This is a genomic window from Streptomyces erythrochromogenes (assembly GCF_036170895.1).
In the GTDB taxonomy this organism is placed as follows: Bacteria; Actinomycetota; Actinomycetes; order Streptomycetales; family Streptomycetaceae; genus Streptomyces; species Streptomyces erythrochromogenes.
Map to the genome: position 1 here is coordinate 4,956,852 of NZ_CP108036.1, position 24,782 is coordinate 4,981,633.

Here is a 24,782-nt window from a genome sequence, read left to right on the forward strand (position 1 = left end):
CATGCTGCTTTCCGGCAAGGGCAAGCATCGTCGCGGTTCCAAGGCCGTTCGCATCGTCACGCTCGCCGGTGTCGCCGGTGTGGCCGTCGCCGCCCCCCTGATGACCGCGGGCGCCGCCAGTGCCGCCACCGCGTCCGAGTGGGACAAGGTCGCGCAGTGCGAGTCCGGTGGCAACTGGTCCATCAACACGGGCAACGGCTACTACGGCGGACTGCAGTTCTCGTCCTCCACGTGGGCCGCGTTCGGTGGCAAGTCGTACGCGGCGCAGGCCAACCAGGCCTCGAAGGCGCAGCAGATAGCCGTGGCCGAGAAGGTCCTCAAGAAGCAGGGCAAGGGCGCCTGGCCGCACTGCGGCAAGGGTCTGTCGAACTCGTCCTACACCGGTGGCGGCTCCACCGAGACCCCGGCTTCCACCAAGCCGAAGGCCGAGACGAAGAAGACCGAGACCAAGAAGACCGAGACCAAGGCCGCGCCGAAGAAGGACACCAAGCGCACCGAGGTCCCGACCACCCGCTCCGAGCGCACCGAGGCTCCGGCCGCGCCGAAGACCGGCAACGGCTCGTACGAGGTCAAGCCGGGCGACACCCTGGGCACCATCGCCGAGGCCAACGGCGTCAAGGGCGGCTGGCAGCAGCTCTTCGAGCTGAACAAGGACATCGTCTCGGACGCCGACCTGATCTACCCCGGTCAGAAGCTGAAGCTCAGCTGAACGCTGCGGCAATAGCCGCAAAAGCGTACGCACACGCAGAATTCCCACCGCCCGGCGCCCTTCCCCCCACGCGCCGGGCGGCGGTGTGTGCGGCCCCGCAAGCCGGTGATCAAGAGTCGTATGTCCCGGAAGAGGGGTATTCGGTCCCTTTTTCGTCCCAGGGGTCGGGCGGTCGGCCGGTCGAACCCCGGAAGCCGGTTAGGCTCTAGGCGGCAAGGCCATCCCACGGCCTGACACGCCACCGCACACCCAGCGTCACATCCCAGAAGGAGATGCTCGTGCCGTCCATCGACGTCGTCGTAGCCCGGGAAATCCTGGACTCCCGAGGCAACCCCACGGTCGAGGTCGAGGTGGGCCTCGACGATGGCAGCACCGGCCGTGCTGCCGTTCCGTCCGGCGCCTCCACCGGTGCATTCGAGGCCATCGAGCTCCGTGACGGTGACCCCAACCGTTACTTCGGCAAGGGCGTCGAGAAGGCCGTCCTGGCCGTCATCGAGCAGATCGGCCCGGAGCTCGTCGGCTACGACGCCACCGAGCAGCGCCTGATCGACCAGGCCATGTTCGACCTGGACGCCACCGACAACAAGGGCTCCCTCGGCGCCAACGCCATCCTCGGCGTCTCCCTGGCCGTCGCGCACGCCGCGTCCGAGGCCTCGGACCTTCCGCTCTTCCGCTACCTCGGCGGTCCGAACGCGCACCTGCTGCCCGTTCCGATGATGAACATCCTCAACGGTGGGTCGCACGCCGACTCCAACGTCGACATCCAGGAGTTCATGATCGCCCCGATCGGCGCGGAGTCCTTCTCCGAGGCGCTGCGCTGGGGTGCCGAGGTCTACCACACGCTGAAGAAGGTCCTGCACACCAAGGGCCTCTCCACCGGCCTGGGCGACGAGGGCGGCTTCGCCCCCAACCTGGAGTCCAACCGCGCCGCGCTCGACCTCATCATCGAGGCCGTCAAGCAGGCCGGCTACACCCCGGGCAAGGACATCGCGCTGGCGCTCGACGTCGCCGCGTCCGAGTTCTACAAGGACGGCAAGTACGAGTTCGAGGGCCAGTCCCGCTCGGCCGCCGAGATGACCGACTACTACGCCGAGCTCGTCGAGGCGTACCCGCTGGTCTCCATCGAGGACCCGCTGTTCGAGGACGACTGGGCCGGCTGGAAGACCATCACCGACCGCCTGGGCGCCAAGGTCCAGATCGTCGGTGACGACCTGTTCGTCACCAACCCGGAGCGTCTGGCCCGCGGTATCGAGGAGGGCTCCGCGAACGCCCTGCTCGTGAAGGTGAACCAGATCGGTTCGCTGACCGAGACCCTCGACGCCGTCGAGATGGCCCAGCGCAACGGCTTCAAGTGCATGATGTCGCACCGCTCCGGCGAGACCGAGGACGTCACCATCGCCGACCTCGCCGTCGCCGTGAACTGCGGTCAGATCAAGACCGGCGCCCCGGCCCGCTCGGACCGCGTCGCCAAGTACAACCAGCTGCTGCGCATCGAGGAGATCCTCGACGACGCTGCGGTGTACGCGGGCCGCAGCGCCTTCCCGCGCTTCAAGGGCTAATCACGCTCTGCCTCCGTACGTCCCCGCACTCGGTCCCGTACCGTGTGCGGGGACGTATTGCGTAGTGCGTACATAAGGGGAGGCGGACCAATGGCCGGGAACCGGGATCGGTTCTCCACCTTCTCCACCGCGACGCGGCTCAAGCAGCTCGGCGAGCGGACCGCGGCCCACGTCTACCGCTCGCAGTCGCGCCGGCAGGTGCGCCGCAGCCGCCTCACCGGCAGGGCCGCACTCCTGGTGCTGGTGCTCTGTACGCTGGTCGTCGCCCTCGCGTATCCGATGCGCCAGTACGTCTCCCAGCGCTCGGAGATCGCGGAGCAGCAGCGGGCCGCCGCGGCAGCGCGGGACCGCCTGGAGCGGCTCCGCGACGAGAAGGCCCGCTGGCAGGACGACGCCTACGCGGAGCAGCAGGCGCGCAAGCACCTGCACTTCCTGCGTCCGGGGGAGGTCGGCTACATCATGGGCGACCCCGGATCCCGGCCCCCGGAGCCGCACCGGACCGGCCAGGCCGGCTCCGACCGCCCCTGGTACTCCAACGTCTGGGACGGCGTCGACAAGGCCGACCGCCCCAACGACTAGCACCGCAGCACCCATCCACGAGAACGAAGAGACTTCCTCCAGGCATGCAGACGCCCCCGCCCCAGACCGACCGGACCGAGCCGACCGACGCGGACATCGAGGCGTTCGAGCAGCAGCTCGGCCGCCCGCCGCGCGGGCTGCGCGCCATCGCGCACCGCTGCCCCTGCGGGCAGCCCGACGTGGTGGAGACCGCGCCGCGGCTTCCCGACGGCACCCCCTTCCCGACGCTGTACTACCTGACGTGCCCGCGCGCGGCCTCCGCCATCGGCACGCTGGAGGCCAACGGCGTGATGAAGGAGATGCAGGCGCGGCTCGCCGAGGACCCGGAGCTCGCCGCCGCCTACCAGGCCGCGCACGAGGACTACATCCGGCGCCGCGACGCCATCGAGGTGCTCCAGGGCTTCCCGAGCGCCGGCGGGATGCCGGACCGGGTCAAGTGCCTGCACGTGCTCGTCGGCCACTCCCTGGCCGCCGGCCCCGGCGTGAACCCGTTCGGCGACGAGGCCCTCGCGATGCTGCCCGAGTGGTGGGCCAAGGGCGCCTGCGTCACGCCGTGCGGCGAGAAGAAGGAAGAGGGGGCCGAGTGACCCGGGTCGCGGGCATCGACTGCGGTACGAACTCCATCCGGCTGCTCGTGGCGGACTGCGACCCGGCCACGGGCGAGCTGGTCGAGCTGGACCGGCGGATGACCATCGTCCGGCTCGGCCAGGGCGTGGACAAGACCGGGCGCCTGGCCCCGGAGGCGCTGGAGCGCACCTTCGCCGCCTGCCGCGAGTACGCGGCGGTCATCAAGGAGTTCGGCGCGGAGCGGGTGCGTTTCGTGGCGACCTCCGCCTCCCGCGACGCCGAGAACCGCGACGACTTCGTGCGCGGTGTCGTGGAGATCCTGGGCGTGGAGCCCGAGGTGATCTCCGGCGACCAGGAGGCGGAGTTCTCCTTCACCGGCGCCACCCGGGAGCTGACCGCGCACGAGCACCTGGAGCGGCCGTCCCTGGTGGTCGACATCGGCGGCGGCTCGACCGAGTTCGTCGTCGGCGACGACCACGTGCGGGCCGCCCGCTCCGTGGACGTGGGCTGCGTCCGGATGACCGAGCGCCACCTGGTGGTGGACGGCGTCGTCACCGACCCGCCGTCCGAGAAGCAGATCGCGGCCGTCCGGGCCGACATCGAGGCCGCGCTGGACCTGGCGGCCGAGACCGTCCCGCTGGCCGAGGCGCGCACCCTGGTGGGCCTGGCGGGCTCGGTGACCACGATCGCCGCGATCGCGCTGGGGCTGCCCGAGTACCGGTCCTCCGAGATCCACCACTCCCGGATCTCCTACGAGCAGGTCCGCGCGATCACCGAGCGGATGCTGACGGCCACGCACGACGAGCGCGCGGCGATCCCCGTGATGCACCCGGGCCGGGTCGACGTGATCGGTGCGGGCGCGCTGGTCCTGCTGGCCATCATGGAACGCACCGGTGCCCCGGAGGTCGTGGTCTCGGAACACGACATCCTCGACGGCATCGCCTGGAAGACCGCAGAAGAGGTCGAGACGGACAAGCAGCGCTCCTGACCCGCGGAAATGCCGAACGGCGGCGCTCCGGTCAGTCGACCGGAGCGCCGCCGTCGGCCTGGGGGTCAGATGTTGCGGTAGATGTCGCGGCGGTCGCCCACCTTGACGACGAGGATGACGAGCTCGCCGTCCAGGACTTGGTAGGCGATCCGGTAGCTGCCGACGCGGAGCCGGTACAGGCCGGAGGGGCCGGTGAGCTTCTTGATGTCGGCGTCCTCGCGGTACGGATCGTCCCCCAGCGCGGTCAGGGCGGCGAGGATCCGCATGCCTGCCGGCCTGTCGATCGCCCGGAGCTGCCGTTGCGCCGCGGTCGTGAACCGGAAGGCGTACTTCACGCCGCGCCGTCACCCCGTTCGCTGAACAGGTCGGCCAGCAGCTCGGCCATCGTCACGGTCGATCCGCCCTCGGCGAGTACCGCCTCCGCCTCGCGTGCGAGCAGCTCGTCCGCCGCCTCTTCGAGCGCGTTGAAGTCCGCGATGGGGACGAGGGCGGCCACCGGAGCGCCGTTCCGCGTGATTATGGTCGGGGCGCCCTGCTCGGCACGGTTGATGTGGTCCGCAAGATGGGCGCGGGCTTCGCGCACGGTCACGGCGTTCTCATCACTCATGAAGGCCAGTGTACGCGTGTATGTGTACACCCGTCGGGTGTCGCACAAACAGGTGTGGGTTCACCGGGAATGCTCGACGGAATCGCCCGGAGCGCGGCAGGCGCCGCGGTGTGAGGCGCTGAGCCGGCGAGACGACGACGGCGCTCCGGTCGACCGACCGGAGCGCCGCCACGTTCTCAGACGTTGCGGTTGGCGTCGCGGCGTTGAACGGACCCGTGCTTCGCGCACGGTCACGGCGTTCTCACGGACACAATCACCTGGTCCATCGGCCAAACGACCTTCGAACCAGCGTGTGGGGGTCTCGGGACCCATGATCCAAAAAAAGTTCGTGAAGTTCTTCACAAGGAAAAGGGGCCTACTGGGTCCCCGGAAGGGCCCTTCGGGGCCTTCCGGAGGTCCTCGGGCCCCTTTTGTCTCGCGTTCGTGCGATCGACGGAGGCGGCGGGCCGCGCGTCAGAGGTATGGACGAAACCCGGTGGTCTACTCCGGTCAAAGCCTCGGAGGCCAGTTCAGGACGGGTGAACAACGACTCCGATTACCCCTTGGTTCCCGTTGCGCGCCATGACGTCCGTCACGTGGGCGGCGGAGTGTAGCAGAGGCCTTCCGACTCCTTGTGAAGGGGCTCACGAGCAACACCCCATTGGGTGCTGGATACTCGTTCTCATGAGCACCACGGAGCGTCCCAGGATCCTCGTTGTAGGAGGTGGGTACGTAGGCCTGTACGCAGCCAAGCGCATCATGAAGAAGATGCGCTACGGCGAGGCGACCGTCACGGTCGTCGACCCGCGCTCGTACATGACCTACCAGCCCTTCCTCCCCGAAGTGGCCGCAGGCAGCATCTCGCCTCGGCACGTCGTCGTCCCGCTGCGACGCGTGCTGCCCAAGGCAGAGGTTCTCACCGGCCGGGTCACCAGCATCGACCAGGACCGCAAGGTCGCCGTCGTCACGCCGCTGGTCGGCGAGGCGTACGAGCTGCCCTTCGACTACCTGGTGATCGCGCTCGGCGCCGTCTCCCGCACCTTCCCGATCCCCGGTCTCGCAGAGCAGGGCATCGGCATGAAGGGCGTCGAGGAGGGCATCGGCCTGCGCAACCACGTACTCGAGCAGCTGGACAAGGCCGAGTCCACGACGGACGAGAACGTCCGCCGCAAGGCCCTCACCTTCGTCTTCGTCGGCGGCGGCTTCGCCGGCGCCGAGACGATCGGCGAGGTCGAGGACATGGCCCGCGACGCCGCGAAGTACTACTCCACGATCAAGCGCGAGGACATGCGCTTCATCCTGGTCGACGCGGCCGACAAGATCCTCCCCGAGGTCGGGCCCAAGCTCGGCACCTGGGGCAAGGAGCACCTCGAGTCCCGCGGCATCGAGATCTACCTCAACACCTCCATGGACTCCTGCGTGGACGGCCACGTGGTGCTGAAGAACGGCCTCGAGGTCGACTCCAACACCATCGTCTGGACCGCCGGCGTCAAGCCCAACCCGGTCCTGGCCCGCTACGGCCTGCCGCTGGGCCCCCGCGGCCACGTGGACGCCCAGCCGACCCTCCAGGTCACGGGCACGGACTACATCTGGACCGCCGGTGACAACGCCCAGGTTCCGGACGTCGCCGCCCGCAAGGCCGGCGTCGAGAACGCCTGGTGCCCGCCGAACGCCCAGCACGCGCTGCGCCAGGCCAAGGTCCTCGGCGACAACGTCATCTCGGGCATGCGGGGCTTCCCGCAGGCCGAGTACTCGCACTCCAACAAGGGTGCGGTGGCGGGCCTCGGCCTCCACAAGGGCGTCGCGATGATCGTCATGGGCAAGACGAAGATCAAGCTCAAGGGCCGGCTCGCCTGGTACATGCACCGTGGCTACCACGGCATGGCCATGCCGACCTGGAACCGCAAGATCCGCGTCTTCGCCGACTGGACCCTCGCCATGTTCCTCAAGCGCGAGGTCGTCTCCCTCGGCGCGCTGGAGACCCCGCGCGAGGAGTTCTACGAGGCCGCCAAGCCGGCGCCGGCCCCGGCCGCCGCCGCTGCCCCGGCCGAGAAGGCCAAGGCCTCCTGACCCTGAGTCGGTGGCCCGGCCGCTGAGCCGGCCGAATGTACGACCCCGAAGGGGCCGCCCGCCATCCGTGGTGCGGGCGGCCCCTTCGGCGTACCCGGGGCCGCGGATGGGTAGAGGGATGGGTCGGAACTTTGTGGAGGTGCGCCATGACCGACGCCGCTCCGCGGCTGGCCGCTCTTGCCGAGACCCTGCTGGGCGGCCCCCTGCCCGTGCGCATCCGCGCGTGGGACGGAACCGAGGCCGGGCCGCCCGACGGCCCCGTACTCGTCGTCCGGGGCCGCCGTGCCCTGCGCCGGATCCTGTGGAAGCCCGGAGAGCTGGGCCTGGCCCGGGCCTGGGTGGCCGGTGACCTGACCGTCGAGGGCGACCTGTTCGAGCTGCTGGACCGGGTGGCGGGCCTGCTCTGGCAACGGGACCGGGAGCCCGCGCCCGCCCCGCCCTCCTCCCTCCTGGGCGCGCTGCGCCCGCGCCTGCCCCGGCGGGTCTCGGCCGCCGCGGACAGCGCCGCGGCCGCCGCCGCGCTGCTGGGCGACCCGGACGCGCGGGAGGCCGTACGGGACCTCGTCGCCCTGGCCAGGCCGTGGCCGGCGCCCGCGCCGCCCGCGGAGGAGGCGGACCGGCGCGGCGGCCCCCGGCACACCAAGGGCCGTGACCGGCAGGCCATCAGCCACCACTACGACGTCGGCAACGACTTCTACGAGCGGGTCCTCGGCCCCTCCATGGTGTACTCCTGCGCCTACTGGACCCCCGGCTCCACCCTGGAGCGGGCCCAGCACGACAAGCTCGACCTGGTCTGCCGCAAACTCGCCCTCGCACCCGGCCAGAGGCTCCTCGACGTCGGCTGCGGCTGGGGCTCCATGGCCCTGCACGCGGCCCGCGAGTACGGCGCCCTCGTCACCGGGGTCACGCTCTCGCGCGAACAGGCCGCGTACGCCCGCAAGAGGGTCGCGGACGAAGGCCTGGCCGATCTGGTCGAGATCCGCATCCAGGACTACCGGGACGTCAAGGACGGCCCCTACGACGCCATTTCCTCCATCGGGATGGCCGAACACGTCGGAGCCGACCGCTACCGCGACTACGCACGCACCCTGCACGCCCTGCTGCGCCCCGGCGGCCTGCTGCTCAACCACCAGATCGCCCGCCCGCCGGAGGCCGACGAAGCGGCCTACCGGGTGGACGAGTTCATCGACGCGTACGTCTTCCCCGACGGGGAGCTCTCCCCGGTCGGCACCACGGTCGGCGAGCTGGAACGGGCCGGCTTCGAGGTCCGCGACGTGGAGGCGCTGCGCGAGCACTACGCCCTGACCCTGCGGGCCTGGGTGGCACGGCTGGAGGAGCACTGGGACGAGGCCGTGGCCCTCACCTCGGCCGGCCGGGCCCGGGTCTGGCAGCTCTACATGGCCGCCTCCGCGCTCGGCTTCGAACGGGGCCGCCTCGGGGTCAACCAGGTGCTCGCCGTGCGCTCCGCGGCGCGCGGGGACTCGGGGCTGCCGCTGCGCCTGCGGACCTGGGGCGCGCAGCCGGCGTAATCGTTCCTGCGCTGCGCGGACGACGGGAAGGGCCCCGGGGCGTGTCGCCCCGGGGCCCTTCCGTGTCCGCCTGCTGCTGTCCTCGCTCCGCGCTCGCGCTACTCGGTCTTGATGGCGGTCAGCATGTTCAGGCGGGCGGCGCTGCGGGCCGGCCACATGGCGGCCAGGACGCCGACCACGGCGGCCAGCAGGAGGAAGATCCCGATCCGGTCCCACGGGAGGATCAGCGCGTAGCCGGGCATGGCCTCCGCCAGCGTGGAGCCGACGGCCCAGGCGAGGAAGATGCCGATGACGACGCCGAGGGCGGCACCGAAGAGCGAGATCACGACGGCTTCGAGGCGGATCATGTTCTTGACCCGGCTGCGGTCGAGGCCGATGGCCCGCAGCATGCCGATCTCCTGGGTCCGCTCGAAGACGGACATGGCCAGGGTGTTGACCACGCCGAGCACCGAGATGACCAGTGCCATGCCGAGCAGGCCGTACATGATGTTCAGCATCGTGTTGATCATGCCGCCCATCTCGTTGCGCATGTCCTGCTGGGTGGCGACGGTGATGGCCGGGTTCTTGCCGAGGGCGTCGACGACCTTCTGCTGGGCGGCCTTGGAGGCCCCGCCGTCGACGTTGACGTACACCTCGGGGATGTACATCTCCTCGCTGTGCTCGGTGAGGATCTTGTTGTCGATGACGTAGGGGGAGAGCAGGCCCTCCATGTCCTTGAAGATCGCGCCGACCTTGACGGACGCCTCCTGGCCGTCGTCGTACTTCACCTTGAGCGGGGTGCCGACGGTGAAGTTCTGCTTCTTGGCGGTCTTCTCGGCGACGGCGACCTCGCCCTTGCCGAGGCTGTCGAGCGAGCCGCTGAGGACCTCGACGTTCAGGAGCTGGCCGATGGTGGCCGGGTTGACGCCGGAGGCGGCCCGGAAGTCGCCGTCGACCAGGAAGTAGCCGGCCGTCTGCGGGGAGACCGCCTTGATGCCGGGGGCCTTGGACAGGGTCTCGGCCACGGACTTGTCGAGGCTGCCCGCGTCCGAGGACATGGAGACCCGGTAGTCGGCCTTGAGCTTCTCGGTGCTCATGCGGTCGACGACCTTGCCGACGGTGATGCCGAGGACGGACAGCGTGGTGACCAGGGTCAGGCCGATCGCCAGGGAGGCGGCCGTGACGGCGGTGCGGCGCGGGTTGCGGACCGCGTTCTGGGCGGCCAGCTTGCCGGGGACGCCGAACACCTTCTGCAGCAGCGGGCGGACGGCGCCGATGACCGGCTTGGAGAGCAGCGGCAGCAGCACGATCATGCCGATCAGCATGAAGAAGGCGCCGCCGCCCATGGTCATGCGGCCCGAGTTGCCGCCCGTGGACACGCCCAGGAAGACCAGGCCGATGCCGCCGAGGCTGATGATCGAGCCGAGGATGTTGCGTACGAGCAGGGACTTCGAGGTGGCCGGCAGGTGGGCGCTGCCCATGGCGGCTACGGGTGCGATGCGGCCGGTGCGCCAGGCCGGCAGCACGGCGGCGACGGTGGTGACGACGACGCCGATGACGAGGGCGGCGGTGACGGTGCCGGGGGCGATCACGAGGGCGCCGCCCGGCAGCTTCGCGCCGAGGGAGCCGATGACGGAGCGGATCCCGATCGCCAGGCCGATGCCGCTGACCAGGCCGACGGCGGCCGACAGGACGCCCACGACGAGGGCCTCGCTGAGCACGGAGCGCATGACCTGACCGCGGTTGGCGCCGACGGCGCGCAGCAGGGCCAGCTCCTTGGTGCGCTGGGTGACCAGCATGGTGAAGGTGTTGTAGATCAGGAAGATGCCGACGAAGAGCGAGATGCCGGCGAAGACGAGCAGCATCGTGCTGAGGTTGCTGAGGCCCTTCTCGATCTGCTTGGCCTGCTCGGCGGCGAGCGCCGCGCCGGTCTGCGCCTTGGTGTTCTTGTCGAGCAGCGGCTTGATGTCGGCGAGCAGCTTGTCGGCGGAGGTGCCGTTCTTCGCGCCGACCGACAGCTCCTGGAAGTAGCCGGGCTTGAGGTAGAGCTCCTGGGCGACCTTGGTCTCGAAGAGGACCAGGCTGCCGCCGGCCTGGACGGCGCCGTCCTCGGTGGTGAAGACGCCGGCGAGGGAGTACTCCTTGACCGGGCCGTTGGTGGCGACGCGGACCTTGTCGCCGACCTTGTAGTTGCCCTTGTCGGCGGTGGCCTTGTCGAGGGCGACCTCGTCGGCCTTGGCCGGGCCGGCGCCCTGGGCGAAGGCGTAGCGCGGGTCCTTGCCGTCCTTGACGGGCGTGTAGTTGGCGCCCTGGTTGGACCAGCCGGAGCCGATCAGCTTGCCGTTCTCGTCGCCGACGCCGGCGAAGCCCGAGACGCGGCCGGAGACGGTGTCGACGCCCGGGAGCGCCTTGATCTTGTCGAGGGTCTGCTGGCCGAGGCCGGGCTCGCCCTCCTTCTCGCCCTGCTCGTTGCGGCCCTGGCCGTACGAGGTGACCGAGACGGCGATGCCCTCGTAGCTCTTGGCGGACTGGCCGGAGAGGGACTTCTTGAGGGTGTCGGTGAAGACGAGGGTGCCGGATACGAAGGCGACGCCGAGGGTGACGGCGAGCACCGTCATCAGCAGCCGGGCCTTGTGCGCGAGGACGTTGCGCAGGGCGGTACGGAACATGGGAGATCTCAGTCCTGGGGCTGGAAGTCTTGGAGGAAGGGCCGGGGCGGGACCCGGGATCAGCTGGTGCGGCCCTTGGCGTCGAAGGCCTTCATGCGGTCCAGCACGCCGTCGGCGGTGGGGCTGAGCATCTCGTCGACGATCCGGCCGTCGGCGAGGAAGATGACGCGGTCGGCGTAGGAGGCGGCCACGGGATCGTGGGTGACCATCACGACGGTCTGGCCGAGCTCGCGCACGGAGTTGCGCAGGAAGCCGAGCACCTCGGCGCCGGAGCGGGAGTCCAGGTTTCCGGTCGGCTCGTCACCGAAGATGATCTCGGGGCGGGAGGCCAGGGCGCGGGCCACGGCCACGCGCTGCTGCTGGCCGCCGGAGAGCTGGGTGGGCCGGTGGCCGAGGCGGCCGGAGAGGCCGACCATGTCCACCACGGTGTCCAGCCACTGCTTGTCGGGCTTGCGGCCGGCGATGTCCATGGGGAGCGTGATGTTCTCCAGGGCCGTCAGCGTCGGCAGCAGGTTGAACGCCTGGAAGATGAAGCCGATCTTGTCCCGGCGCAGCTGTGTGAGCTGCTTGTCCTTGAGGGAGCCCAGCTCGGTCTCGCCGATGCGGACCGAGCCCGCGGAGAAGGTGTCCAGGCCGGCGACGCAGTGCATCAGGGTGGACTTGCCGGAGCCCGAGGGGCCCATGATCGCGGTGAACTGTCCCTGGCCGAAGTCCACGGAGACGTTGTCCAGGGCGACCACCTGGGTCTCGCCCTGGCCGTACACCTTGGAGAGGCCGGTGGCGCGGGCGGCCACGGCCTGGGCGGTGTGCGGGGCGTAGTTCATGGTGGTCACAGGACGGCTCCTCGGTCTGTTGTGCGGGGACTCCTCCATCTTCACCGCGCCCTTACCTGTTGCGGATCAGCCGCCGTGCCTGTTCCCGGGCCCACTCGAGAGTGACGGCGGGCGGGTGCGCCTCCTCCTCTGGTATGACAGGAGCCCTGATCGGCGGGCGGTGGCCCGGGGTGGCGCGGAGGGTGGCGCGCGGGGTGGCGCGGGCCATCGAAATCCCGTCATTCCCGTACAGGTGGTGATCGACGTCCAGAACGGGCCGACCGTGCATTCTGGGGCCTGACGGACCCTCAAGCGCCAATAAAATCAGACAACATCGGATAGGCGGCCGGTCGGCGGCGAGTGTGTTCCGGATAGGCTCGGCACAGCGTTCAAGGCTTTTTCCACGGGGGCCGCCACGCCCTGCCCGGATGGTGGAATGCAGACACGGCGAGCTTAAACCTCGCTGGCCTTCGGGCCGTGCCGGTTCAAGTCCGGCTCCGGGCACCACTCGTGGCACACGCTCTGACCAGGCAAGACGCGTACACGTGAGCATGATCTTTTGCATGCGTGGGAACACATCGGGAACACCGGCGCTACAGTGCGCCCTATGGCGAGCGTGCACCCGCGGAAGAACCGCGCAGGAGAGATCACCAGCTATCAGGTCAAGTGGCGCGACGGCGGCGGCCGCGACGGCGCCTGGCAGTCCGAGACGTTCGAGGACGAGGTGCAGGCCGGCGTCTTCAAGACGGCGGTCGACGAGGCCGGCAACCGCTGGCCCCCTGGCTGGGTCAAGGGCCGCGGGTACATCGTGGCGGAGCCAGCCCAGCCGGACGAGAAGTACCGGTTCCGGAACTACGCGACGACCATGATCGAGAACCGGACGGGGATCGAGGAGCGGTACCGCAGGGACTGCATCCGGGACCTGAAGACGTACATCTTCCCCACGTTCGGGGAGTGCGACGTCCGCAGCACGGAGCACTTCAGCTCGGACACGATCGACGCGTGGCTCCGCAAGCTCGAGCTGCTGTGGATCTGGCGCGGCGCCGACAAGAAGAGGCTCAGCCCCAAGACCGTCCGGAACCTGCACGGCCTGCTGAGCTCCGTCCTCGAGCGGGCCGTCCTCGCGGAGCCCCCGCTGCGCAGCCGCAACCCCTGCAAGCTGAGCAACCTGCCGCGTGCCGATGACCAGATCGACGACGAGATGTGCTTCATGACGCCGCAGGAAGTCGACGGCCTGCTCCGGTGCTTCAGCGTCCGCCAGGACCAGCTGCTCGTCACCGTCGCCTACGGCACCGGCCTGCGGTTCGGGGAGCTCACCGCGCTCATGCCCCAGGACATCATCGACCGGGACACCGGCAAGGTGAAGCTGCGGGTACAGCGTGCATGGAAGCGGGACGAGGAGGGCGCCTACTTCCTCGGGCCCCCGAAGACGAAGAAGGCCCGGCGCACCATCCGGATCTCGGCGGGCGTGGTCGAGGCCCTCGACGAGCTGGGGCTGTACGAGCTGGGCGACGACGAGCTGTTCTTCACCGGGGCCGGCGGGACCCGCCTGCACTACAGCACGTTCGGCGACCGCTGGGCCCGCGCGGTCCGGCTCGCCCGCCAGGCCGGCGTCTTCACCGCGGGCAAGAAGCCGACCCCGCACGACCTGCGCCACTCCCACGTTGCTGCGCTCATCTCCGCTGGCCACGGCCTGCCCTACGTCCAGCGGCGGGTGGGGCACCAGTCGATCCAGACGACCAGCGACGTCTACGGCCACCTCCTGCCGGAGGCTGACGACGATGCCATGGCGACCATCGAGGCGTCCCTGGCGGGCGGCCGAGCGCCGCTGCGGTCGGTCGGGTAGGTCAGCCCTGGCCGCGCGCGGGGGCGGGCACTGAAGGCTTCTCCCCGGCGCGCGGCTGCTGGCCCAGCACACCCTCGATCCGGGCGCACGCAACCTCGGTGCGGAGCTCGTCCATCTGGCGGTTGACCTCGTCGACCTGGCGGGTGACGGAGCGCTTGTGCACGGCGCAGGCGACGGTGGCTACCACGATCAGGACCAGGGTGCTCACATCGAAAACGGTTTCGTACATCGCCTCTCCCGGCTTGGGTACCGCAGGGCTGCCGTGGGGGGTGTCCCGTGGGGGCGCGGCATTGTCCTGATGTCTCTGTGGTGCGTAGGCTATACCGCCTATTTGTAGCTTCAACAGTACAAACTGTAATGATCTCGATTGAAAGTGATTCCAGTCGGTTGGCTGAAAGTCACTGTAGGTCAGCCCCATACCCCTGTGCACGTGGCTCACACATTTACCTGGCCAGGTAAGGACATCGGGTCAAGATCACTACAACGTGGACGGGTGCCACCCCCTTCCCAGCCCGACAGGGTGCTTGCTCGTCGACGCGTCATCGGCGCCCGCATCCGGGCGGCTCGTACGGACGCCGGCCTTACGCAGGAAGCGCTCGCCGAGGCGGTCGGGATCGACAACAAGACGGTCCACCGCATCGAGTACGGCGTGAGCGACCCGACGCTGAGTGTCCTGCTGGGGCTGGCTGATGCGCTGCACGTATCCCTTGCCGACCTCGTCCGGCTGTAAAGGCCGGCGTCGCGCGGAGCCCGGTCGGTGCCGCCCCCTGGGGTGAGCCTCCGCATCGCTGCTCTCCTCACGCACGGCGCGAACAGTTCGAACATCCATCCGTACAGACCCCCTAGCTAGGTTGCCAGGAGCACATGCCATGCGCCATGGGCCGCACGCTCCTGTTTCTCAGAGTTCGGACGCCGAACGGGGACGATTGGTGGTCGAGCTGTGCGAGTCGAGCAAGTCGGATACGCGTGGCTGCGGCAGGTATCTGCCGAACGCCGAGGGCCCGGCCGCTGGAGAGCGGCCGGGCTGGCTGTCGTCGGGGCGCCGCCGGTGGGCGGCCGGGGCCTACGTCAGGCTGACGTGTGCTCGCGGTCGGTGGCGCCGCCGCCGCGGCAGGCCAGGCACGGCTGGCTGTAGACGACCCGTCGTTGACCGTCGATGAGGATCGTCCTGCGGAAACCGCGGCAGGCGCCGCAGCCCCCAGTGACTTCGCTGCGGCGGGCGGGGATGCTCCCCTTCCGTCGTAGTGCCTGCAGGTGGTTGATCAGCGGCCCGTAATCGGGGCTCTGCCACGCGGTCATAGCCCAGCAGCGTAGCGCGAGCGGGGTCTAGTTAGGGTGGTCTGCTCGGCAGTTGGCCTCACAGTTCCCGTCCGCGCACCCGTTGTCGTGCTGGCAGGTGGCTGCGACAGGGATCCCCTCGAGCGGGCTGGTCCAGAGATCCATGTCGACCTCGAACCCGGCCTCGCGGATCCGGCCGATGGTGTGGTCGAGCGCGCCCGGCTTGTACCGGTTGGGGTCGGGGAGCTCGGGGACGTGGTGGACGAACAGACCGAGACGCGTGCAGAGCTGGGCGTACACGATGGTGTGCAGGATGAGCGCGTGCCAGCCCTCGTCGACCGTGCGGGACGGCCGCATGCCGCCGGGGAACTTGGCCGCGGCCGCCACGAACTTCAGGGCCTCGTCGACGATCCGCTCGGCGTTCACCCAGGACATGTCCGGGTTGTTGCTGGCGACGGTCGCGGTGACCGCCACGAACTCGTCGTCGGTGATGAGCGCGTGCGCGTTCCGCTTGGGCGGAGCGGTGAGCGTCATGGTTCCTCCGGAGTGAGAGGGCGGGGGCGGGGTGTCGGGGCCGGTGCTGCAGGGGGGAGGCACGGGCGTGGACATGGCTTCTCCTTCGATGAGGCAGAGCGTGGGTCAGCGGGCGCCGGCGACGATGGCGGCCAGGAGCGCCAGGAGGACGACGACGTAGACGACCTCGGGCTGGGTCACTGTTCGCCGAGCACGCGGAGGAAGCTCCGGATCGTGCGAGCGAGGGCCCGGGCGTGGTTCCAGTTGCCCATGGGGCTGTCGGTGGGGCCGTCGGCTGTGAGGCGGCGCCAGTCACGCAGCGCAGCCTCAGCCTCCTCGTGCCCCGCGACGCGGGCGAGGAGCTCCTCCCCGTGGCGCAGCAGGTCGTCGGCGAGACACGCGATCGTGACGCTGTCGGGCATCTGGTTGTACGGGGCGAGGGCCCTCTTCACGAGGGCGCTAACCGTGTCCAAGCCGGGCTGCATACCGGGGCTCCCTGCCGTCGTCAGCGAGTGGAAGCACCAGCGTGATGGCAGGGCAAACGAAGAAGGGGCCCGGTTCGGGCCCCCTCGTTATGCGGCCAACAGGCCGATATCTACTGCCAGCTGACTGGCTCTCTGCCTCCGCTCCGGCACCCGGGACGTTGTCTCTTCCAGCACGATCGAGCGGGCGTAGCCGTTGTAGCGGATCGTCTCCGGTGCTGCTGCGTGCGCCTGCTCCAGCGTCGCCAGCGCTGTCTGCCGCTGCCCGTCGAGGTAGTAGGCGCGGGCCTGCTCAATGCGGTGCCGGGCCCGGCGCGGCCGCGACGGGATGATCTCCGCCTCGGCCCGGTTGGCCTGCCGTACCGACTCGCCACCGGCGCGCAGCTCCACCGCGACGGTTACGCCGTGCGCGCCCATGACGGCCTGCCCGAACGAGGTCACCCGGTGGAAGTAGCCGGCGGGGAGCCGCCGGGCGATGCCGCCCGCGCGGTCCCACCAGCCCCATGCTGTGCCGGTGTCGCGCCTCTTGGCGGCGGTCAGTCCGGCCTCGACGCGGAGTGCGCCGGTGATTGCCTGCACGTCGTGCGTTGCGCCCTCGAGGCGGGGCTCCAGCAGTTCCAGTGCCTGCATCACGACGTCGTCGGCCTCGTCGTAGTGGCCAGGGCCCGAGTCGCGGTGAGCCTGCGCAGAGAGCCACGAGGCGATGCCGATCGCGTGCAGGTCCTCGGACTCCTGCGCGGCCGCCATGCCACGCTCGGCCACTCGCCACAGCAGGGACGGGTCGGGCTGGTAGGCGACGAAGAACTGGGTCAGGAAGAAGGCTTCCGCCTGCAGGGTTAGGGCCGTACGCCGGTCGGCCGCGGTCTCGGCTTCCCGGACAGCGAGCTGCACGTCCCGGATCAGCCCCGGCAACAGCCCGCCGATCACCTCCCGATGGTTCGCGGCACCGTGGCGGGCGGCCCATGCGGCGTCCAGGGCGGCGCGCAGGAACTCCGGGGACGGCGCGTTCCGGGTGCCCGGCGCCGGGTAGGCGGCGAGTGCTGCACGGACGGCAGGCAGGCGGTCGTGGCCCGGCCCCAGGAACAGATCGGTGTGGGGCTCGGCGCCGACATCCCCGACGAGGTCGTTCAGCCGGCGGACGCGCAGCACTTCAGCGATGCGGAGGATCTCCGGCAGTCGCGGCATTCTCATGGTGCCGGTCTCTACTTTCTTGACCCATGAGGAGTGGTGGCCGAGGAGTCCGGCCAGCTGCTCGCGGGTCATGCCTCGGCGGTTGCGGTAGATCTGGACACGTTGCCCGAATGCGACGGGGTTGTCGTAGGGGTCCGGGGTAGCATCAGAAGACATAACGGCCTTGCCCTCCTACCTTGCAGCTCGACACTGACAGGGTATGGGGCAAGGCCGGATCTGTGTGATCCAGAACGCACGAAAGCGCCCCCTCCCGGCCAAAGGCCGGGAGGGGGCGACGTGTTCTTCAGCGGGCGGCGAGCTGGTACATGGTTGCGCCGAGCGCGGCCAGGCTGACCAGTGCAGCGAGGGAGGGCAGGGGCCAGCGGCCCTTCTCCAGCGCGTCCAGGCGCCGCTCGTGGTCGTCGATGGTCTTGTCGGTCTGGTCGCCACGTTGGACGAGGAGCGCCAGCGACCCGTCGACTCGGGCGAACCCGGCTTCCATCGTGCCGCGCATGCGCTCCAGCTCCACCGCTACCTGACCGGACTCGGCGGGGGTCACCCCTGGCCGTCCTCGTCGGTGCGCAGCCAGCTGGGCAGCAGGGCCTGGACGCCGGGTACCGCCATGACGCGGGCGAACCCGCCGGCCACGGCCAGGGAGCCGGCCACCCAGGGCAGGGCCTCGGGGATACCGGAGGCGGTGACGATCGCGGGCAGGGTGACGGCCAGGCCGACGGCGCTCTGCAGGACCGTGCGGGCGGTGCGCTTGGTGCTGTCCTTCATGGTGGTGACCCTTCAGTCGATGACGGTGAAGCCACGGGCCTGGCCCAGGCGGGTCAGGCTGGTCTTGCCGGGGATGCCGTCGGCGTCCGCGCCGCTGTAGCCGCAACGCTTCTGCCAGGCCCGGTAAGCGGTGATGGTCGACGTGCCGAAGTGGCCGTCGACGAGGCCGCCAGCGAGCAGCCCCTCGGCGTTGAGCGCGGCCTCGACGGTCCGGACGCCGCCGTAGCTGACCGGGGTGCCGCCCTTGGGCGGGTCGACGTGGGCGGCGGAGATCAGCCGGGAGAGATCCACCACCGGGCGCGCGGGCGGCGGGGTGGCGCCTGGGCGGGGGGCGCCTCGGCGGACCCAGTCGTAGAGCTTGTCGCCGGGGCAGGTGGTGGCGTGGCCGTCGCGGTGGCCGCCGATGTAGTCGCCAGCCTCGCCCTCGGCGCGGAGCCAGTCGATCGCGTCACGGATGCCGTGCAGCTGGGCGTCGGGCGGGGTGTCCAGGCCGCCGCCCGCCTTGGCGAGGAGCGCGCACACTGAGTAGTCCTTGGTGTTCAGCGCTGCGGTTCCGTTGGCGCCGCTGCGGCGGTTGGGTCCGCGGCCCTCGTAGACCGTGCCGTGCTCGCAGACGACTGCGTTGTAGGCGATGTCGACGTAGTCCTCGACGGTGTTGGCGAGGTGGCTGGCGCGGATGGCGCGGACGTAGTCGTCGCACAGGTCGTGGCGACGGCTGCTGTATTCGGATCCGAGGTAGTGCACCTTGACACCGCCGGTGCTGGCGATGTGCGCGGCGGGGGAGCTGGCGGGCAGGCCGTACTGGGATCTGCGGACGAGGTCCACGGGGCGCCTCCAGGGCATGAGGAAAGCCCCGGCCGATGGCACGGGGCTGCGGGGGTGGGGTGGGTCAGGTGATGCGGCGCAGGCGCATCCGGCTCTTGGCGTAGACCGTGGTGGCGGTCGCGTTCGAGACGCTCTGCGCCCAGCGCAACGCCATCGTCCCGGCCGTGCCGGCGGTGGTGAGGTGACCGGACAGCAGGGCGTGGGTGTGGGTGCCGCCCGTGCCGTACGTACCGACGGACAGCGACCCGGTCTGGTCGGTGGTGTTGGTCGCGGCCTTCTGGTTGGTGTCGGAGACGACGTTGCCGAGGAGGCCCCAGCGCAGGGTCGCGGAAGCCGGCAGGGTGAAGTCGACTTTCAGGCCGCCGGCGCCGAACGCTCCGTCGAAGTCGAGGAAACCCTCGACTGCGTACGTGGCGTTCGCCGCCACAGTCAGCGCGAGGTGCGGGTCCGCGGCCAGCGACGTCGTCGACGTCCGGCCCGTGTCGCCGGACTTGACGATCTCGGGGGCGGCGGCGATCAGCGCGTTGAACTGGTCGCGGATCTCGGCGTTCATGTGGGCGGCGGTGACGACCTCGCCGACCACCCAGGTACGGGGCGTGGCCAACATCATCATCGGCTAAGGCTCCCCTTCGGTCCGGCCCCTGCGGGCTCCTCGGGTTTCGGTTCCTCGGGCGCCGGCTCCTCCGGCGTCGGGTCCGCCGGGCCGCGGCCAGGCTCCTTCTCGGGTTCGGGGGCGGGCGGCCCGGGCCGGTCCCATGCCTTGTCGTCGGCGTGCCACCAGTTCCGCTCGTGCGGGGCCCGGGCCGAGACTTCGGCCTCGGCCGCTTCGGGGTTGGCGGGGAACGTGATCTGCACCCAGCCGTAGCCGCACTCAGGGCAGGCGAACCGAGGGTCGGTGGGGGTCACGATCTGCGCGCTGCCGCAGACGCAGTCGGCCACCCACCGGTTGTGGTTGATCCGGGCGTAGATCCGTTCGCCGAGCAGGACCCCGGCCGGCGGGGTCAGCCTGCGCTGCGCGGTGTTCTCGTACCAGCGCCAGACCCGCTCGGCGGGTGGCACGCGGTCCCAGGCGCCAGCCGGCAGGGCCGGGGACGGCCGGTAGAACGACTCGGCCCGCTGGGTGGGGATCTCCTTCATCGGGGCCTCCTAGTAGGCGAGCCGGGTCGTCGTGCCGAGCACGCTGTAGGTGGTGTGGTCCAGCCCCCACACCGCGCCGATCTGAGCGCGCGAGGTGTGGAACTGGATGAAGTGGGAGTTCAGGCCGAGCTCCTCGCTGTACCCCTCGATGGTGGCCGTCGTGGTCGGGGCCGGCGCCTCGTCGGGCAGGGCGGTGATCTCCAGCACGGACGAGATGTCCGCCTCGAGGAGCGCGGCGTACGTGGCAGCGGGCAGGCTGTACGCCTTGACGGGTACCTCGCGCAGCTCGGGCTCGGGGACCGCGTACCGGGAGACGATCCAGTGCGCGGCGTCGACCGCCTCGGTGTCGCTCGTCTTGATGATCGACAGGTCCTTGGGGTACGGGCCGAACGCGGCGACGGACTCGGCGGAGACGACGCGCTGCGTCGCGCCGCCCGGGCGGCGGGCGGTGAGCTGGTTGACCTGCTTCTGGTCGTCCGTCGGCAGGCTGGCCTCGTCCGTCTCGAGGTCGGCGAACGCCATGGACACCGCGACCGGTGCGTTGTAGCGGACGGTCCGGCTCTGGAAGAGCAGGCCGTGGCCGTCGCGGTGGCTGACCAGCTTGCCCGCCTCGGTGGCCTCGACGACGCGCATCATCTCGAGCGCGCTCGAGCCGCCGGGGCCCTGCGAGTCGACGGGGGAGAAGTCTCCCTGGGCGTCGATGGACGCGATCCCGGCGTACCCGGCCAGGCGCAGCATCCGCTCGTCGGCGTCCTCGCCGGAGAACCCGTTCGCGCCGGCGTCGTAGTGCGCGGCGAGCAGCGCGCTGTCGACTGCCGTCCCGGTGTAGAGGACGGCGTGAGCGACGGACCCCTCCCACAACGCGCCGGTGTTCCCGCCGATGGTCATGTACTTCAGGGCGTACATGAACGGCAGGAAGATCACATCGATCGGGGCGCCGCCGTCGATGTAGACGTCCTTCAGATACTCGGTGTAGACGACGTGGTGCCACTGCCCGTCGGCCAGGTTCGTCGAGCCGATGACGGACGCTGTCCTCGTTCCGCCCACGTCGGTGTGCTCGATGGTGAGGTAGCCGGACGCGTTCAGGGTGAAGGCGATCTGGTACTGGAACGTCTCGTCGCGGCAGTGGTAGAACTGCCGGTTCGCCGTCGTGGTCTTGAACCAGCACTCGAACTTGATGAAGTCCGTGGTCGTCGAAGCGGTCGCGGCCGGGCCCATGTCGGCGTCCAGGCGGATGCCGTTGGACGCCGAGGCGGGCGCGAACGTCACTGCGGTTGCGCCGGTGGCGGGCGGGCCGTCCTGCTGCCCGAACGTCACCGTGCCGCCGCTGCCGACCTGCGCCTGGACGAGGGAGCCGCCGCCCGTCCCGGCGACGTCGCCGGCCGAGGTCGAGGTCGAGGGCTCGGTCAGCGGGTAGTAGATGACCGGCTGCGCCTGTTTGATCTCCTCGGCCAGCAGGCTGCCGAGCTGCGGCTGCTTGTTCAGGTGCTTGAAAAGGTCGGTCGCGGTCAGTACCACCACGGGTTCCAGACCCCGCCAGGTCGACTTCCAGCCGTTGACCATCCCGTAGAACCGCCAGTGGATGACAGTCCCGGCGCTGTCGAACGACGTCACCGAGGCGCCGCTCTCCACTTGGACGTCGTCGAGCCAGACCCGGTCGCCGGCCGCCGGGGGGCTGGCGGCCGTGGTGATCCCGATGGTGTGGCTCGTCGATGTCGCGGTGAACGTGAGGCTGATCTGAGTCCAGGCCGCGGTGACGGCCGAGGCTGTGCCGACGGCGCCGGTGTCCACCAGCTTCCACCGCACGGCAGCGTCACCGGCGGGCACCCAGACCCAGCCCGAGAGGGTGTAGGTCTGCCCGATGCGCAGGTCGTAGACGATCTGCTCTACGACGCCGCCGGTGCCGGTGCTCTGCCAGTCGATGAGCAGCGACTGGGTACCGGAGTGGGCGCGGGTGCCGTCGGCCGCGACCGCCAGGGGCGGCGTGCTGGTGCTGGCCGCCCAGCCGGTCGTGACACCGCCCTCGAACGACGGGGACTGGGCAAGGTTCTTCCCGCCGGTCAACACCCCGAGCTGAATCGGACAGTTCGGCCGGACGTAGGGGTAGTACGGCGACGAGGCCAGCCCCGAGGAGAACCGCCCGTCCTCGTTGTCGAGCGTGAGGCTCATCAGGCTCGGCTGCGTCTGCGTCAGCTCGTCGGACGCACCCCGCGATACCCGAACGCTGGCCTTCAGGTTCAGCCATCGGGTGATGTCGGTCCAGGTGACCGACGTAGCGGTCGGGGCGTACCCGAACGCTGCCCGTAGGACTGGCCTCATACCATCAGCTCCCCTTCAGGTAGTCCGAAGTTGCGCTGTAGCTCGAGCAGCATCGTCCGCAGCTGCTGCGCCGTGCTCAGCGGATCGATCGCACCGTTGACGGTGATCTGCGGCGCGAAGATGACACCGGCCCGGCCCTGCGGGACTGCGGCCCGGGCCGAGGACGCTGCCGCGCGGGTCGCCGGCAGGGCCGGAGTGTTCCCGCGGTTAAGCGCGTCGAGGTTGCTGACGCCGACCCGCTGCACGGCGGCGGCGCTCACGACGTACTCACCGTCCGAGAGCCAGGCGGGGATGCTGTCCGAGGTGGCGGTGCCGGGGCCTCGGACGATGCCGCCGCGGGCGCGCGTCAGCCGGCCGTCGACGATCCGGCTCCGGTTCAGCGAGGAGTCGGTGAGGTTCCGGGAGATGACGGTCAGGTAGACCGTCTCGTCCGGGATGCTCCGCAGTTCCCGCTTGGCCTCGGCGACCTTGGCCTCGAGCTGCCCGATGTGCGCCTGCAGGGCAGCCCGCTTCTCCGGCGGGACCGAGGCCAGCTGCCCCTTGGCGACACTGATCTGACTTTCCCAGGCCGAGATGTTCATCTGCAGTCTGTTCTGACTCAGCCGCGGAAGGACGGCGTTCGAGAATGACTGCGTCTTCTCCTCGGCGGTGTGCAGGCCGCCGATAAACGAGTTCTTGAATTTGTCGAATTCGGTGTTTGCCTCGCGGAACTTCTCGCCGAATTTCGGGATGGGCCCGAGTGCCATGGCCAGCCCGGAGACGATCACGTCGAGCGACATCAGGGCGCCGGTCGCCAGCAGGCGGAAGCCGGCCAGCGCGGTCGGCAGTCCCTTGATCACACCCTCGGCCAGGGTGATCATCATGTTGCCGCCCATGCGGGCGAACTCCATGAGGCCGATCTTGTTTTCCTCGACGGTGGCGTGCAGTCGCTGCAGCGGCCCGCGGAAGTTGTTGACCGCCTCTGTGCCCGGAGTGAGGGCGCCGAGGATGGCCGAGCCGGCGTCCTTGAAGGCGGACGCGAATGGCTGGGCGATCAGCCAGGCCGCCTTCAGCCCGAACGTCAAGTCCTTGAACACGGGGCTCAGGGTGCGGATCGCGACGCCGAACAGGTCGAGGGCGCGACTGCCGACGTTCCCCAGGAGAGACATCTGCTCGCCGAGGAACGGGCCGAAGATGCGCGCGACCTCGCCGCTGAACCGACCGACCGCCGGCAGCACCTTGTTGATCATGCCGAACAGTCCGTCGAGGAACGCGGACGATCCCTCGGTCCCGCGCTGCAGCCCCTGGAACATGCCGGGCAGGCCCTTGGCGAGCAGATCGGAGAGGCCGCCCGACAGGGAGCGCAGGGTGTGCTCGCTGGTCGCGCCGAACTGCAGGAAGCCGCGGCCCAGCCCGCCCAGCCCTCGAGTCAGGTCGTCGACGAAGACCTTGCCGAGCTTCATGTTGGCGGTGAGCTCCCTCTGGAACTCGCCGTCCTTCATCAAGCGGCCGGCCCCGGCCGCCGCCTTCCCGAACCCGGCGCCCAGCTCCGTCATACCGGCGCCGAAAATCTTGATGATCGGGCTGGAATCCTTGAGGGCCTGCGTGAATCCAGGCAGCATGGCTTTCTGGATCTCGCCGCTCAGCCCGGAGAATTCCTTTTTCGTTTCGACGAGTTGCTTGGTGAATTCGCGAGCCGGAGGGGGGAGGGCTTTGAGAGCTTTCTCGTATTCCTTCTTTCCCTTGGTCGCCGCCTCCAGGGCGTCGGACACCCCGGAGAAACCGAGCTTCATGGTGATGGCCGCCGTGCCGGCGCCGACCAGCATCGGGACCAGGGCGCCGAGGGCGGGCAGCAGGGACAGACCGGCGACGGCCGCCACCCCGCCCATGACGCCGCCCATCCCGCCGCCGCCCTTGCCACCCAGCGCGCCGAGCTCGGCGGCCGCGTCGCCCGCGGCGCCGCTCACCCGGTTCAGCCCGGGTACCACCGTGTTGATGTCGACCCCGAACCGCTGGGCTGCCTCGCTCGCCGAGATGAAACGGCCCTGCAGATCCCGGACGCGGCCGCGGGAGTCGCGGGTCAGCTGTGCGATCTGGTTGTTCGCGTCGCCCGCTGCATCGCCGAGGTTCCGTACGCCGATCGCTGCGTCCGAGCTGCCGTCGCCGAGGTTGTCGGCTGAGCGGCCAGCGTCGTCCATCGTGCGGGCCAGCTCCTGCAGCCCACCTCCGGCTCCGCGGGTGAAGGCGCGCAGTTCGCCGCCGGACTCGTCGACGGCCTCGTTGATGCGGCGGTGGAACCGCTCGGCGGACTCCCCGATGCGCCGGAACACCGGCGACAGGTTGTCGTCTCCGTCGAGGATGAAGGCCATACGCTCAGCCACTGGATTCCTCCCGTGCCGCGGCGGC

The 24,782-nt window shown here is 70.0% G+C and carries 25 protein-coding genes and 1 tRNA gene; 10 read left to right on the forward strand and 16 right to left on the reverse strand.

Annotated features, from left to right (window positions below; all coding sequences use genetic code 11):
- Nucleotide 1 precedes the first annotated feature (1 nt).
- The 5 genes from OHA91_RS22615 to OHA91_RS22635 all read left to right on the forward strand — a co-directional run bounded on the left by OHA91_RS22615 (nucleotide 2) and on the right by OHA91_RS22635 (nucleotide 4,402).
- The gene (locus tag OHA91_RS22615) at nucleotides 2-709 is read left to right on the forward strand and encodes a transglycosylase family protein (RefSeq protein ID WP_031150826.1); all 708 of its coding nucleotides are present in this window, start codon (nucleotides 2-4) and stop codon (nucleotides 707-709) included.
- A 272-nt stretch (nucleotides 710-981) separates the two neighbouring features.
- Nucleotides 982-2,268, forward strand: a complete 1,287-nt coding sequence (eno, locus tag OHA91_RS22620) for a phosphopyruvate hydratase (protein ID WP_031150828.1) — start codon at nucleotides 982-984, stop codon at nucleotides 2,266-2,268.
- A gap of 90 nt (nucleotides 2,269-2,358) precedes the next feature.
- The gene (locus OHA91_RS22625; RefSeq protein ID WP_031150830.1) at nucleotides 2,359-2,847 is read left to right on the forward strand and encodes an FtsB family cell division protein; all 489 of its coding nucleotides are present in this window, start codon (nucleotides 2,359-2,361) and stop codon (nucleotides 2,845-2,847) included.
- 44 nt (nucleotides 2,848-2,891) lie between these two features.
- Nucleotides 2,892-3,434, forward strand: a complete 543-nt coding sequence (locus OHA91_RS22630; protein WP_031150832.1) for a DUF501 domain-containing protein — start codon at nucleotides 2,892-2,894, stop codon at nucleotides 3,432-3,434.
- Nucleotides 3,431-4,402 (forward strand): Ppx/GppA phosphatase family protein, encoded by a 972-nt coding sequence (locus OHA91_RS22635; protein WP_328739857.1) that lies wholly within the window; start codon nucleotides 3,431-3,433, stop codon nucleotides 4,400-4,402. Before OHA91_RS22630 ends, OHA91_RS22635 begins: the two co-directional genes overlap by 4 nt.
- Nucleotides 4,403-4,467: 65 nt before the next feature.
- Here OHA91_RS22635 and OHA91_RS22640 read toward each other — a convergent pair whose 3' ends face one another.
- Nucleotides 4,468-4,737, reverse strand: a complete 270-nt coding sequence (locus OHA91_RS22640; protein ID WP_031150836.1) for a type II toxin-antitoxin system RelE family toxin — start codon at nucleotides 4,735-4,737, stop codon at nucleotides 4,468-4,470.
- The gene (locus tag OHA91_RS22645) at nucleotides 4,734-5,009 is read right to left on the reverse strand and encodes a type II toxin-antitoxin system Phd/YefM family antitoxin (RefSeq protein WP_031150838.1); all 276 of its coding nucleotides are present in this window, start codon (nucleotides 5,007-5,009) and stop codon (nucleotides 4,734-4,736) included. The genes OHA91_RS22640 and OHA91_RS22645 overlap by 4 nt, the downstream gene beginning before the upstream one ends.
- A gap of 663 nt (nucleotides 5,010-5,672) precedes the next feature.
- Between OHA91_RS22645 and OHA91_RS22650 the strand changes: the two genes are divergently transcribed.
- Nucleotides 5,673-7,058, forward strand: a complete 1,386-nt coding sequence (locus OHA91_RS22650; RefSeq protein WP_031150840.1) for an NAD(P)/FAD-dependent oxidoreductase — start codon at nucleotides 5,673-5,675, stop codon at nucleotides 7,056-7,058.
- A gap of 146 nt (nucleotides 7,059-7,204) precedes the next feature.
- Complete coding sequence (locus OHA91_RS22655) at nucleotides 7,205-8,587, forward strand: cyclopropane-fatty-acyl-phospholipid synthase family protein (protein ID WP_328739859.1); 1,383 nt, start codon at nucleotides 7,205-7,207, stop codon at nucleotides 8,585-8,587.
- Nucleotides 8,588-8,685: 98 nt separating this feature from the next.
- Here the strand turns inward: OHA91_RS22655 and OHA91_RS22660 are convergent, their stop codons facing one another.
- Together OHA91_RS22660 and OHA91_RS22665 are read right to left on the reverse strand one after the other, a co-directional pair.
- Nucleotides 8,686-11,235, reverse strand: coding sequence for an ABC transporter permease (locus OHA91_RS22660; protein WP_031150845.1), 2,550 nt, complete (start codon nucleotides 11,233-11,235; stop codon nucleotides 8,686-8,688).
- A 59-nt stretch (nucleotides 11,236-11,294) separates the two neighbouring features.
- Nucleotides 11,295-12,059, reverse strand: coding sequence for an ABC transporter ATP-binding protein (locus OHA91_RS22665; RefSeq protein ID WP_107064705.1), 765 nt, complete (start codon nucleotides 12,057-12,059; stop codon nucleotides 11,295-11,297).
- Nucleotides 12,060-12,469: 410 nt separating this feature from the next.
- On the opposite strand from OHA91_RS22665, the gene OHA91_RS22670 reads away from it, so the two are divergent.
- Both OHA91_RS22670 and OHA91_RS22675 read left to right on the forward strand, forming a co-directional pair.
- Nucleotides 12,470-12,554 (forward strand) — tRNA-Leu (locus tag OHA91_RS22670).
- Between the two features lie 100 nt (nucleotides 12,555-12,654).
- Complete coding sequence (locus OHA91_RS22675; RefSeq protein WP_328739860.1) at nucleotides 12,655-13,893, forward strand: tyrosine-type recombinase/integrase; 1,239 nt, start codon at nucleotides 12,655-12,657, stop codon at nucleotides 13,891-13,893.
- Between the two features lies 1 nt (nucleotide 13,894).
- Here OHA91_RS22675 and OHA91_RS22680 read toward each other — a convergent pair whose 3' ends face one another.
- Complete coding sequence (locus OHA91_RS22680; protein WP_030659690.1) at nucleotides 13,895-14,122, reverse strand: hypothetical protein; 228 nt, start codon at nucleotides 14,120-14,122, stop codon at nucleotides 13,895-13,897.
- 291 nt (nucleotides 14,123-14,413) lie between these two features.
- Here OHA91_RS22680 and OHA91_RS22685 point away from each other — a divergent pair, with 291 nt between their 5' ends.
- Nucleotides 14,414-14,623, forward strand: coding sequence for a helix-turn-helix domain-containing protein (locus OHA91_RS22685; protein WP_328739861.1), 210 nt, complete (start codon nucleotides 14,414-14,416; stop codon nucleotides 14,621-14,623).
- 338 nt (nucleotides 14,624-14,961) lie between these two features.
- On the opposite strand, the gene OHA91_RS22690 is transcribed toward OHA91_RS22685, so the two are convergent.
- The 11 genes from OHA91_RS22690 to OHA91_RS22740 all read right to left on the reverse strand — a co-directional run bounded on the left by OHA91_RS22690 (nucleotide 14,962) and on the right by OHA91_RS22740 (nucleotide 24,745).
- Nucleotides 14,962-15,192, reverse strand: coding sequence for a hypothetical protein (locus OHA91_RS22690; RefSeq protein ID WP_328739862.1), 231 nt, complete (start codon nucleotides 15,190-15,192; stop codon nucleotides 14,962-14,964).
- A gap of 27 nt (nucleotides 15,193-15,219) precedes the next feature.
- Nucleotides 15,220-15,705 carry a glycine-rich domain-containing protein gene (locus OHA91_RS22695; RefSeq protein ID WP_328739863.1) on the reverse strand — a complete coding sequence of 162 codons (486 nt, stop codon included), beginning with the start codon at nucleotides 15,703-15,705 and terminating at the stop codon, nucleotides 15,220-15,222.
- Nucleotides 15,706-15,881: 176 nt separating this feature from the next.
- Nucleotides 15,882-16,157 carry a DUF6415 family natural product biosynthesis protein gene (locus OHA91_RS22700; RefSeq protein ID WP_328739864.1) on the reverse strand — a complete coding sequence of 92 codons (276 nt, stop codon included), beginning with the start codon at nucleotides 16,155-16,157 and terminating at the stop codon, nucleotides 15,882-15,884.
- A 99-nt stretch (nucleotides 16,158-16,256) separates the two neighbouring features.
- Nucleotides 16,257-17,513: a helix-turn-helix domain-containing protein gene (locus OHA91_RS22705; RefSeq protein ID WP_328739865.1), complete on the reverse strand. Its 1,257-nt coding sequence runs from the start codon at nucleotides 17,511-17,513 to the stop codon at nucleotides 16,257-16,259.
- A gap of 127 nt (nucleotides 17,514-17,640) precedes the next feature.
- A complete protein-coding gene (locus OHA91_RS22710) occupies nucleotides 17,641-17,895 on the reverse strand; it encodes a hypothetical protein (RefSeq protein ID WP_030659704.1) in 255 nt (84 codons plus the stop codon).
- Nucleotides 17,892-18,116, reverse strand: coding sequence for a hypothetical protein (locus OHA91_RS22715; protein ID WP_328739866.1), 225 nt, complete (start codon nucleotides 18,114-18,116; stop codon nucleotides 17,892-17,894). Before OHA91_RS22715 ends, OHA91_RS22710 begins: the two co-directional genes overlap by 4 nt.
- A 12-nt stretch (nucleotides 18,117-18,128) precedes the next feature.
- Nucleotides 18,129-18,941, reverse strand: a complete 813-nt coding sequence (locus OHA91_RS22720) for an N-acetylmuramoyl-L-alanine amidase (protein WP_328739867.1) — start codon at nucleotides 18,939-18,941, stop codon at nucleotides 18,129-18,131.
- A gap of 64 nt (nucleotides 18,942-19,005) precedes the next feature.
- Nucleotides 19,006-19,554 (reverse strand): hypothetical protein, encoded by a 549-nt coding sequence (locus OHA91_RS22725; RefSeq protein WP_328739868.1) that lies wholly within the window; start codon nucleotides 19,552-19,554, stop codon nucleotides 19,006-19,008.
- Entirely contained in the window at nucleotides 19,551-20,078 is a 528-nt protein-coding gene (locus OHA91_RS22730; protein ID WP_328739869.1) for a hypothetical protein, read from the reverse strand. Before OHA91_RS22730 ends, OHA91_RS22725 begins: the two co-directional genes overlap by 4 nt.
- 9 nt (nucleotides 20,079-20,087) lie before the next feature.
- Nucleotides 20,088-22,397: a carbohydrate binding domain-containing protein gene (locus tag OHA91_RS22735; protein ID WP_328739870.1), complete on the reverse strand. Its 2,310-nt coding sequence runs from the start codon at nucleotides 22,395-22,397 to the stop codon at nucleotides 20,088-20,090.
- Nucleotides 22,394-24,745: a hypothetical protein gene (locus tag OHA91_RS22740; protein ID WP_328739871.1), complete on the reverse strand. Its 2,352-nt coding sequence runs from the start codon at nucleotides 24,743-24,745 to the stop codon at nucleotides 22,394-22,396. The genes OHA91_RS22735 and OHA91_RS22740 overlap by 4 nt, the downstream gene beginning before the upstream one ends.
- Nucleotides 24,746-24,782 lie beyond the last annotated feature (37 nt).